The following is a 10,749-nucleotide window of genomic DNA, read 5'->3' on the forward strand; positions in this document are numbered from 1 at the left end:
TTACAGGGCCTTCACCTCGAGGATCTCCACCTCGAAGGTCAGGGTCTTGCCAGCCAGTGGGTGATTGAAGTCGATGGTCACCTGGTCGTCATCGAACGCTTTGACCACACCCGGCAGCTCGGTGTTGGCGGCGTCGTTGAAGATGATCAACAGCCCTTCGGACAACTCCATGCCCTGGAACTGGGACCGCGGCATGACTTGCACGTTCTGCGGGTTGGGCTGGCCGAAGGCGTTCTCCGGGGCCACCACAACGGTGCGCTTGTCACCGCCCTTGAAGCCGAACAGGGCGTTCTCGAAACCTGGCAGCAGGTTGCCATCGCCGACCTTGAAGGTGGCTGGGGCCTTGTCGAACGTGCTGTCGACGGTGTCGCCGTTTTCCAGGTGCAGCGCGAAGTGCAGGGTGACTTCGGTGTTCTGGCCGATACGGGTGTCAGTCATGGACCGGATCCTCGGACTTCTTGCTCTTGAACATATCCAGCGCCAGCATCACCGCACCAACGGTGATGGCGCTGTCGGCCAGGTTGAAGGCCGGGAAGTAATGGCGGTTCTGCCAGTGCACCAGGATGAAGTCGACCACATGGCCAAGCACGACGCGGTCGTACAGGTTGCCGATCGCGCCACCCAGCACCAGCGCCAGCGCCACGGCCAGCCAGGTTTCGTTGCGCCCCAGGCGCTTGAGCCACACCACCAGCACGGCACTGACCACCACGGCGATCAGGGCAAACAGCCAGCGCTGCCAGCCGGAGCTTTCCGCCAGGAAGCTGAAGGCCGCGCCCGTGTTGTAGGCCAGGGTCCAGCTGAAGTAGTCAGGGATCACGACAATCTGCTGGTACATGGTCAGGGCGTTGTTGAAATACAGCTTGGTGGCCTGGTCGAGGACCAGTACCACCAGGCTCAGCCAAAGCCATGCAAGGCGCCCGAAGCGCCCCGCTGCAGGGTTAGGCATAGTGGCGCACCTCGCCGGAACCGCTCAGGTTGTCGACACAACGACCGCAGATTTCCGGGTGCTCCGGGTGGCTGCCGACGTCGGCGCGGAAGTGCCAGCAGCGGCCGCACTTGGCGTGACCGGACTTGACCACTTGCAGCTTGAGGCCTTCGACTTCGGTGGCCACGGCTTCGGCCGGTGCCTGTGCGAATGGCACTACGCTGGCGGCCGAGGTGATCAGCACGAAACGCAGTTCGTCGCCCAGCTTGCCCAGGTCGGCGCTCAGGCCTTCGTCGGCGTACAGGGTGACTTCGGCCTGCAGGTTGCCGCCGATGACCTTGGCGGTACGCTGGTTTTCAAGCTCCTTGTTGACCGATGCCTTGACGGCCATCACGCGGTCCCAGTAGGCGCGGTCCAGTTCGGTGCCTTCCGGCAGCTCGCTCAGGCCTTCGTACCAGCCGTTGAGCATTACCGACTCGTTGCGCTCGCCCGGCAGGTACTGCCAGATTTCGTCAGCGGTGAACGCCAGGATTGGCGCGATCCAGCGCACCAGCGCTTCGCTGATGTGGAACAGCGCGGTCTGACAGGAACGGCGGGCAACACTGTTGGCGCCGGTGGTGTACTGGCGGTCCTTGATGATGTCGAGGTAGAAGCCGCCCAGCTCCTGCACGCAGAAGTTGTGAACCTTGGAGTAGACGTTCCAGAAACGGTACTCGCTGTAGTGCTCTTCCAGCTCGCGTTGCAGCAGCAGGGTGCGGTCCACGGCCCAACGGTCCAGCGCCAGCATGTCTTCCGGGGGCAGCAGGTCGCGGGCCGGGTCGAAGCCGGACAGGTTGGACAGCAGGAAGCGTGCAGTGTTGCGGATACGGCGGTAGGCGTCGGCGCTGCGCTGCAGGATCTGCTCGGAAACGGCCATTTCACCGGAGTAGTCGGTGGCGGCTACCCACAGGCGCAGGATGTCGGCACCCAGGGTGTTGTTGACCTTTTCCGGCTCGATGGTGTTGCCCAGCGACTTGGACATCTTGCGGCCGTTCTCGTCCACGGTGAAGCCGTGGGTGAGCAGCTCGCGGTACGGCGCGTGGCCGTCGATGGCGCAACCGGTCAGCAAGGACGAGTGGAACCAGCCGCGGTGCTGGTCGGAACCTTCCAGGTACAGGTCGGCACGCGGGCCGGTGGCGTGGCCGATGTCGTGCGAACCACGCAGCACGTGCCAGTGGGTGGTACCCGAGTCGAACCACACGTCCAGGGTGTCGGTGATCTTGTCGTACTGCTCGGCTTCAGCGCCCAGCAGTTCGGCGGCGTCCAGCTTGAACCAGGCCTCGATGCCTTCCTGTTCGACGCGCTTGGCCACGGCTTCCATCAGTTCGACGGTGCGCGGGTGCAGCTCGCCGGTCTGCTTGTGCAGGAAGAACGGGATCGGCACGCCCCAGTTGCGCTGACGCGAGATGCACCAGTCCGGGCGGTTGGCGATCATCGAATGCAGGCGCGCCTGGCCCCAGGCCGGGACGAACTTGGTGTCCTCGATGGCTTTCAGCGCGCGCTCACGCAGCGGCTCGCCAGTGGTCGGCTGCTTGTCCATGCCCACGAACCACTGCGCGGTAGCGCGGTAGATCAGCGGGGTCTTGTGGCGCCAGCAGTGCATGTAGCTGTGGCTGATGGTTTCGGTGTGCATCAGCGCGCCGACTTCGCTCAGCTTCTCGACGATGGCCGGGTTGGCCTTCCAGATGAACTGACCGCCGAAGAAGGGCAGCGACTCGACATACACGCCGTTGCTCTGCACCGGGGTGAGGATCTCGTCGTTGACCATGCCGTAGCGCTTGCAGGTGACGAAGTCGTCTTCACCGTAGGCTGGCGAGGAGTGCACCACGCCGGTACCGGCGCCCAGTTCGACGTAGTCGGCCAGGTAGACTGGCGACAGGCGGTCGTAGAACGGGTGGCGGAAGTTGATCAGTTCCAGCGCCGAGCCCTGGGCAGTGGCGACGACCGAGCCTTCCAGGCTGTAGCGCTTGAGGCACGACTCGACCAGCTCTTCGGCCAGTACCAGCAGGCGCTCGCCGGTGTCGACCAGGGCGTACTTGAACTCCGGGTGGATGTTCAGCGCCTGGTTGGCCGGGATGGTCCACGGGGTGGTGGTCCAGATCACGATGGCGGCCGGCTTGGCCAGCGAAGCCAGGCCGAAGGCTGCGGCCAGCTTGGCCTCATCGGCAACCGGGAAGGCAACGTCGATGGTCTGCGATTTCTTGTCGGCGTACTCGACTTCGGCCTCGGCCAGGGCCGAACCGCAATCGAAGCACCAGTTCACCGGCTTCAGGCCCTTGAACACGAAGCCTTGCTTGACCATTTCGGCCAGGGCGCGGATTTCGCCGGCCTCGTTGGCGAAGTTCATGGTCTTGTACGGGTTGTCCCAGTCACCCAGCACGCCCAGGCGGATGAACTCGGTCTTCTGCCCTTCGATCTGCTCGGCGGCGTACTCGCGGCACAGCTCGCGGGTGCGGTCGGCGGACAGGTGCTTGCCGTGGGTGACCTCGACCTTGTGCTCGATCGGCAGGCCATGGCAGTCCCAGCCCGGCACATACGGTGCATCGAAGCCGGCCAGGGTCTTGGAACGGACGATCATGTCCTTGAGGATCTTGTTCAGCGCATGACCGATGTGAATCTTGCCGTTGGCATAGGGCGGGCCGTCGTGCAGGACGAACTTGGGACGATCCTTGCCAATTTCGCGCAGCTTCTGGTACAGGCCAATGCTGTCCCAGCGCTGCAGGATCTGCGGTTCGCGCTGAGGCAGGCCGGCCTTCATGGGGAAGGCGGTGTCCGGAAGGTTAAGCGTGGCTTTGTAGTCGGTCATTTCAGGCTCTTCGTTAGCGGTTGAGCGTGCCAATGTGCACGTGCGGCGGCGATATCCGCATCGATCGCCGACTTCAGCGCCTCCAGGGAGGCGAATCGCTGCTCTTCACGCAGCTTGTGGTGGAACTCCACCGTCAGGCGCCGGCCATACAGGTCGCCGGCATAGTCCAGCAGATGAATTTCCAGGTGCGGGCGCCCGTCACCGGTCACGGTGGGACGCACGCCGATATTGCCGACACCCGGCCAGGCCTTGCCGTCGATTTCGATGCTGGCCAGGTAGACCCCGGACAGCGGCACGCGGCGGCGCTTGAGCTGGATGTTGGCGGTAGGTGTGCCGAGCTGGCGGGCCAGCTTCTGGCCATGCAGCACGCGGCCGGTGATGCGGTACGGGCGGCCCAACAGGTGCTCGGCCAGCTCGAAGTTGCCTTCGGACAGGGCCTTGCGCACTTCGGTGCTGCTGACCCGCAGGCCATCCTGGATCACCGTGTTGGCGGCCTCGACGGTGAAACCGTACTGCTCGCCGGCGCCAACCAGAAAGGCGAAGTCGCCGGCGCGGTCGCAGCCGAAGCGAAAGTCATCGCCCACTTCGAGGTGGCGTACACCCAGGCCGTCGACCAGGATGGCCTTGACGAAGGCGTCGGCGCTGAGTTTGCTCAGGCGCTGGTTGAATGCCAGGCACAGCACCCGGTCGATGCCTTCGGCCGCCAGCAGCTCGATCTTGTCGCGCAGGCGGGCCAGGCGGGCCGGTGCGGTGTCGGGGGCGAAGTACTCGCGTGGTTGCGGTTCGAAGATCACCACGCAGGTCGGCAGGCCCAAGGCCTGGCCGCGCTCGCGCAGGCGCGCCAGGATCGCCTGGTGGCCGCGGTGAACCCCGTCGAAGTTGCCAATGGTGGCGACACAGCCCCGGTGCTCGGGGCGCAGGTTGTGAAGACCTCGAACCAGCTGCATAACGCGCTTCTTGCTCATAAAGTGGCCGATTATAACCACACCCGGGCGCCGGTGACAGGCAGCAGCGCCCAAGGGCGGCGTGGAATGCGAAAAACCGACGCCTGACCCGCCCGATGCTTCAGTGCAAGGCCTTGCGGGCGAAATGCCGGGGCCGGAAGCCGCACAGGTACAGGCAGCCGAAATAGGTCACGACGCCCGCCAGCACCAGAGCCCCCAGACGCACCAGGCGCTCGAGCATGTTGCCCTGCTCCCAGGCCGGCAGGAAATGCATGCCGGCCAGCAATACCGCCGACATCAGCCCCACCGCCAGCACCAGCTTGAGCAGGAACATCGCCCAGCCTGGCTGCGGCTGGAACAGCTGCTGGCTGCGCAGCTTCCAGAACAGCAGGCCGGCGTTCAGGCAGGCCCCCAGGCTGATCGCCAGGGCCAGGCCGGCATGCGCGAGCGGACCGATCAGGGCCAGGTTGAACAGTTGGGTGCAGACCAGGGTGAATACCGCGATCTTCACCGGTGTACGGATATTCTGCTGCGCATAGAAGCCGGGTGCCAGTACCTTGACCAGAATGATCGCCAGCAAGCCCACGGAATAGGCGATCAGCGCCCGCTGGGTCATGGCTGCGTCGACGGCGGTGAACTTGCCGTACTGGAACAGCGCCACGGTCAATGGCTCGGCGAGGATGGCCAGGGCCAGGGTGCAGGGCAGCACCAGCAGGAAGCACAGGCGCAGGCCCCAGTCGAGGATCCGCGAGTATTCTTCGCGGTCCTTGTTGGCGTAGGTCTTGGCCAGGGTCGGCAGCAGTATGGTACCCAAGGCAACGCCCAGCACGCCGGAAGGCAGCTCCATGAGGCGGTCGGCGTAGTACATCCACGACACCGAGCCAGCCACCAGGAAGGAGGCAAAGATGGTGTTGATGATCAGCGAGATCTGGCTCACCGACACCCCGAGGATCGCCGGCAACATCTGCTTGAGTACCCGCCACACGCCGGCATCGCGCAGGTTCAGGCGTGGCAGCACGAGCATGCCGATCTTCTTCAACGCTGGCAGCTGGTACAGCAACTGCGCCAGGCCACCGGCCAGCACGCCCCAGGCCAGGGCCATGATCGGCGGGTCGAAATACGGCGTGAGCAGCACGGCGAAGGCGATCATCGCCACGTTCAGCAGGGTCGGAGTAAAGGCCGGCACCGAGAAACGGTTCCAGGTATTGAGGATCGCCCCGGCCAGGGAGGACAGCGAGATCAGCAATATATAAGGAAAAGTCACCCGCAACAGGGCGGTGGTCAGCTCGTATTTTTCGGCGCTGTCGACAAAGCCCGGCGCGGTCGCCCACACCACCCACGGCGCCGCCAGGATGCCAACGGCGGTCACCAGCGCCAGAGCCAGGGTCAGCAGACCGCTGACATAGGCAACGAAGGTGCGGGTCGCCTCCTCGCCTTGCTGGGTCTTGTATTCGGCCAGGATCGGCACGAAGGCCTGGGAAAAAGCGCCCTCGGCAAAGATGCGCCGCAGCAGGTTGGGCAGCTTGAAGGCAATGAAGAAGGCATCGGTGGCGATGCCGGCGCCGAAAACACGCGCCAGGATGGTGTCGCGGACAAAGCCCAGCACCCGCGAAATCATGGTGATCGAGCTTACCGCAGCCAGGGATTTGAGCAGGTTCATCGAAAAGATTCACGCCAAGGGCAGAGGACGCTGCCAGACAGCATCCGAATGTGCGATACTCCCGCGCCTTCGCAGGGGAGCCAAAAATTCCCGAGTTTACAGGTCGCGCAGCAGAAAGGAATATTTCCCTCTTGTTGGCGCACCGCTCGGCGGAACCTTGCAGGTGGCCTTGACATCCGTTCGACTGATCGGCATGATTCGCGGCCTATTTTGTTTGCTATTTACCTAAAGTCTTTCGAGGAGCTCGACGGTGGCCAACACACCTTCCGCCAAGAAACGTGCAAAACAGGCTGAGAAGCGTCGCAGCCACAACGCCAGCCTGCGTTCCATGGTCCGCACCTACATCAAGAATGTAGTCAAAGCCATCGACGCAAAAGACGCCGAAAAAGCGCAAGCCGCTTACGTTCTGGCTGTGCCTGTAATCGACCGTATGGCCGACAAGGGCATCATCCACAAGAACAAGGCTGCTCGTCACAAAGGCCGTCTGAATGGCCACATCAAGGCGCTGAAAGAAGCTGCAGCTGCCTAAGCGACGCGCTAGTCGAAAAGCCGACCCTAGGGTCGGCTTTTTGTTGCCTGCGATTTGTGTTTGCGCCCCCTCGGTGGGGGCGGCCTTCTGTGGGAGCGGCCTTGCGACCCTTTCGCGACACAAGGCCGCTCCCACACAAAAAAGCAGGGCCATGTTTGGTAGCCCTGCCCTATGTTACTTGGCAATCTGAATCTTCGGCGCCCACTGCAGCCATTCATCCTCGGCCTTGTCGAACAAGGCAAAGGTCTGCTGCGGCCGTGCCGGGTTGCCCATCTGCTCGCCATCCGGCGTGGCGAAGGCGATACCGCCGTCGATCAGGGTCTCCACCGACTCGGTACGCACCGTAGCCCCCTTGAACAGTCCCCAGTCGAAACCAAAGCCGCTGCTGTTCCAGAAGCGGCTGCCGCTGCGCACCAAGGCTGCGTAGCGCGGCTCGATCAGGATATGGATCAGCACACGGTCAGCGCTCTGGCCCAACTCGAAGCCCGTCACCTTGCCCACCGCAACCTCACGGTAGGTCACCGGCACACCCGGCTTGATCGAGCCACGGCGCGGGGCGCTTAGCGTCAACGGCAGGCCGACTTCCGGCCCGGCCACCTGCGGGGCGTCGGCCAAGGCGATGAAATCGCGCTGCGGGCCGCGGTCCTTGGCTGCCGGCTGCACTTCCAGGTACTGCCCACCCACCAGGGTATCGAGGTTCTGCGTGCGCACCAGGCCAAAGGCTGGCTTGACCACCCAGAACTGCGTACCGACGCGGGCGATACGGTCCGCCGCTTCGGTAATGCGCGCCCGCAGCAGCACCGCCTGCAGGTCGTCGGTCAGGTCGACGCTCTCGATGCTGCCCACATCCAGGCCACGGAAGCGAATCGCCGTGCCCGGCTTGAGGCCATCGGCCCGGTCCACACGAATGGTGATCAACGTCCCTGCACGGTTGGCCGCCTCCTGGCTGTCATGCAGGCGGAAGCGTGGAATGTGGCGTTTGAGCTGCACATCGGGCCGCGGCGTGTCGAATGCGATACCACCTGCCATCAAGGTCTGCAGTGATTCACTCTTGATCTTGATGCCCGACAGGCCGCCCGTCAGGGTGATACCACTGACGTTCCAGAAGCGCGACGAACCATTGACCAGTTTTTCGTATTCCTTCTCGATATGCACACCGATCAGGATGCGGTTGCTGTGGCGGGCGAACTGGTAACTCTGCACGCTACCCACCTTCACCTGGCGGTACATCACCGGGCTACCGACCTCCAGCGAGCCCAGGGTGTCGGCGAACAACACCATATGCAGGCCCGGTGCCTTGAGGTCGAGCGGTGGCGCCTTGGCGCGGGCCTCGAACTCACGCTCGGGCCGCGCCCCCTTCTCGCCGGGGCGAATGGCGATGTAGTTACCTTTGACCAGCGCTTCCAGGCCGGTGATACCCGCCAGGGAAATAGACGGCTTGACCACCCAGAACTGCGTGCCCTCGACCAGATAATCCTCGGCCAACGGGTCCAGCGTCAGCTCGGCCGATGCACTGGCCAGGTTGTCAGCCATCGTCAGGGCTTTCAGCGAGCCCACCTGGATACCCTTGTACATGACTGGTGTGCGGCCCGCCTGCAGGCCCTCGTAGTCGCTCAGCTTCACCTTTACCCGAATACCGGCCTGGGCCGCGTCGAAGTCCTCATACAGACGAAACGGCAGGTTCGAGTCGGTGGGTGGGCTGTCCTTGCGGTGCTCCGGCGTGGCAAAGGCGATACCACCGGCGACAATGCTCGACAGCGACTCGCTACGCACTTTCACGCCCGAAAGCGAGGCATCGATGCTGACGCCGCTGGCGTTCCAGAAACGCGTGTGCTTGCGCACCAGGCTGGCATAGGCCGGCTCGATGAAGACTTTGATCTCGACGGTGCTCTGGTCCTCGGACAGGCGGTAGCTTTTAACCCGGCCAACCTGGATCTGCTTGTAGAACACCGGGCTGTCACGGTTGAGCGAGCCCAGCCGCTCGGCTTTGAGGGTCAGGTGCAGGCCAGGCTCGGTGTCCGACAGCGGCGGCGCCACTTTCAAGGCGGTAAAGCGCTTGGTGCGCTCCCCTTCCCCCGGGCTGACGGCGATGTAGTTGCCTGACACCAGTGTCTCAAGGCCGGAAATACCCGCCAGGCTGACGCTCGGCTTCACCAGCCAGAAACGCGTACCTTTGGTCAGATGAGGCTCGGCAGCCTTGTTCATCTCGATGGTGGCGATCACCCCCTGGTTCTCACCCTTGGCGTCGAGCACCAGGCTTACGACCTTGCCAACCGGCATGCCCTTGTAGATAACCTCGGTCTTGTTGGCGACGATACCCTCGCCCGACTCGAAGCGGACTTCAATTTCCACACCGGCATCACGGTAAGCCTGCCACGCAAGCCAGCCACCAATCATCAAGGCGATCAAAGGCAGGATCCAGATGGCCGACCAGTTCGAGGCTGGGCGGGTTTTAGCCGTTGGCAGGTCACTCATGGTCGTCATCCGACTCCGTGTTATCCCAAATCAGTCGGGGATCGAAAGTTAAAGCGGCAAGCATTGTCAGGATCACCACAGTTGCAAAGGCGACAGCGCCCAGATTGGCTTCGACACTGGCTATTCGGCCGAAATTCACCACCGCCACCAGAATGGCAATGACGAAGATATCGAGCATGGACCAGCGCCCAATGAATTCGATGAAGCGGTACATCAATATCCGTTGGCGCGCCGAAAGCGGTTGCCGACGCTGAACGGAGTACAACAGCAAGCCAATGCCCACCAGCTTGAACGTGGGCACCAGGATACTGGCAATGAACACCACGGCAGCAATCGGCACCATGCCATGCTTGAGCAAGGTGATGACGCCGGACATGATCGTGTCGGGGCTGCCTTGGCCCAGGGTGCTCACGGTCATGATCGGCAGCATGTTGGCCGGGATGTACAGGATCGAAGCGGCAATCAGCAGCGCCCAGGTACGCGCGATGCTGTTCGGCCGACGGGCATGCACGATGGCGCCGCAGCGTGTACAGGTTTGTGAAGTGCTGTCTGGCTGTTGCCTGTTCAGCTCGTGACATTCATTGCAGACAAGAATGCCTGCATCAATCGCCCGCATGCAGGTCCTCCCCTGATAGCGCACTCCAGATCTGGTGCGGTGACATCACCACTTCGAGCCACACCTGGATCAATAACAGGCTGATGAAGCAGAACAGCCCCAGGCCCACGGTCAGTTCGGCCAGGTCCACCAGTTTGACGATGGCCACCAGCACGCCCATGAAATAGACCTCGAGCATGCCCCAGTCACGCAAGTGGTGATAGATGCGGTAGAACAGCAGGCCAAAGTTACGCCCCACGTTCAGGCGGATGCTCAATAGAACGAACAACTGGCAGAGCAGTTTTGCCAGGGGTATGGCCATGCTGCAGAGGAAGACCACCACGGCCACACCGCGCATTTCCGAGTTGTACAGGCCCAGCACGCCACTCCAGACGGTATCGTCCGATGTCTGGCCAAGCAGGTGCAGCTGCATGATTGGCAGAAAATTGGCTGGCACAAACAGCAGCAAGGCGGTGAGTACCAAGGCCAGGCTGCGATTGACCACATTGTGCCGATGGGCGTAGAGCTCGTAGCCGCAGCGCGGGCATTGGGCCTTCTCATCATGCTGGAGTACGGGCTTGCGCAGCAGCAGGTCGCATTCATGGCAAGCGACAAGCTCGTCCAGCGGCAACTGGGCCAGGGTTTCAGGTTCGACAGGATTGGGCATATAGCGCTTCTGGGTAGGTGCGTGGGCCTATTCTAGTGTTCTGGCTCGAATTGTGGGAGTTGTGGAGGTTGTGGGCGAGCACGCGAAACAGGCGACGCGGTGGATGGCA

9 protein-coding genes are annotated in these 10,749 nt (G+C 62.9%); 1 reads left to right on the plus strand and 8 read right to left on the minus strand.

The features are described 5' to 3' along the window. From fkpB to murJ, 5 genes are all read right to left on the minus strand, one after another. Positions 1-438 (minus strand): FKBP-type peptidyl-prolyl cis-trans isomerase, encoded by a 438-nt coding sequence (fkpB, locus tag M2S36_RS09490; protein WP_207835462.1) that lies wholly within the window; start codon positions 436-438, stop codon positions 1-3. Then, complete coding sequence (gene lspA / locus M2S36_RS09495; protein ID WP_233688124.1) at positions 431-946, minus strand: signal peptidase II; 516 nt, start codon at positions 944-946, stop codon at positions 431-433. The genes fkpB and lspA overlap by 8 nt, the downstream gene beginning before the upstream one ends. Beyond that, positions 939-3,770: an isoleucine--tRNA ligase gene (gene ileS / locus M2S36_RS09500; protein ID WP_333957058.1), complete on the minus strand. Its 2,832-nt coding sequence runs from the start codon at positions 3,768-3,770 to the stop codon at positions 939-941. Before ileS ends, lspA begins: the two co-directional genes overlap by 8 nt. Then, positions 3,767-4,717: a bifunctional riboflavin kinase/FAD synthetase gene (gene ribF / locus M2S36_RS09505; RefSeq protein ID WP_207835440.1), complete on the minus strand. Its 951-nt coding sequence runs from the start codon at positions 4,715-4,717 to the stop codon at positions 3,767-3,769. Before ribF ends, ileS begins: the two co-directional genes overlap by 4 nt. A 118-nt stretch (positions 4,718-4,835) precedes the next feature. Beyond that, on the minus strand, positions 4,836-6,374 hold the full coding sequence (gene murJ, locus M2S36_RS09510) for a murein biosynthesis integral membrane protein MurJ (RefSeq protein ID WP_207835438.1): 1,539 nt from the start codon (positions 6,372-6,374) through the stop codon (positions 4,836-4,838). Between the two features lie 250 nt (positions 6,375-6,624). On the opposite strand from murJ, the gene rpsT reads away from it, so the two are divergent. Beyond that, positions 6,625-6,903, plus strand: coding sequence for a 30S ribosomal protein S20 (gene rpsT, locus M2S36_RS09515; protein ID WP_003247625.1), 279 nt, complete (start codon positions 6,625-6,627; stop codon positions 6,901-6,903). A gap of 174 nt (positions 6,904-7,077) precedes the next feature. Here rpsT and M2S36_RS09520 read toward each other — a convergent pair whose 3' ends face one another. From M2S36_RS09520 to M2S36_RS09530, 3 genes are read right to left on the minus strand one after another with little or no spacing between them, the layout of a single operon-like run. Beyond that, positions 7,078-9,378 (minus strand): PqiB family protein, encoded by a 2,301-nt coding sequence (locus tag M2S36_RS09520; protein ID WP_207835435.1) that lies wholly within the window; start codon positions 9,376-9,378, stop codon positions 7,078-7,080. Next, a complete protein-coding gene (locus tag M2S36_RS09525; protein ID WP_015268842.1) occupies positions 9,371-9,994 on the minus strand; it encodes a paraquat-inducible protein A in 624 nt (207 codons plus the stop codon). Before M2S36_RS09525 ends, M2S36_RS09520 begins: the two co-directional genes overlap by 8 nt. Then, complete coding sequence (locus M2S36_RS09530) at positions 9,981-10,640, minus strand: paraquat-inducible protein A (protein ID WP_207835425.1); 660 nt, start codon at positions 10,638-10,640, stop codon at positions 9,981-9,983. The genes M2S36_RS09525 and M2S36_RS09530 overlap by 14 nt, the downstream gene beginning before the upstream one ends. Positions 10,641-10,749 lie beyond the last annotated feature (109 nt).

The sequence above is a fragment of the Pseudomonas sp. SF2 genome, assembly GCF_036858055.1.
In the GTDB taxonomy this organism is placed as follows: Bacteria; Pseudomonadota; Gammaproteobacteria; order Pseudomonadales; family Pseudomonadaceae; genus Aquipseudomonas.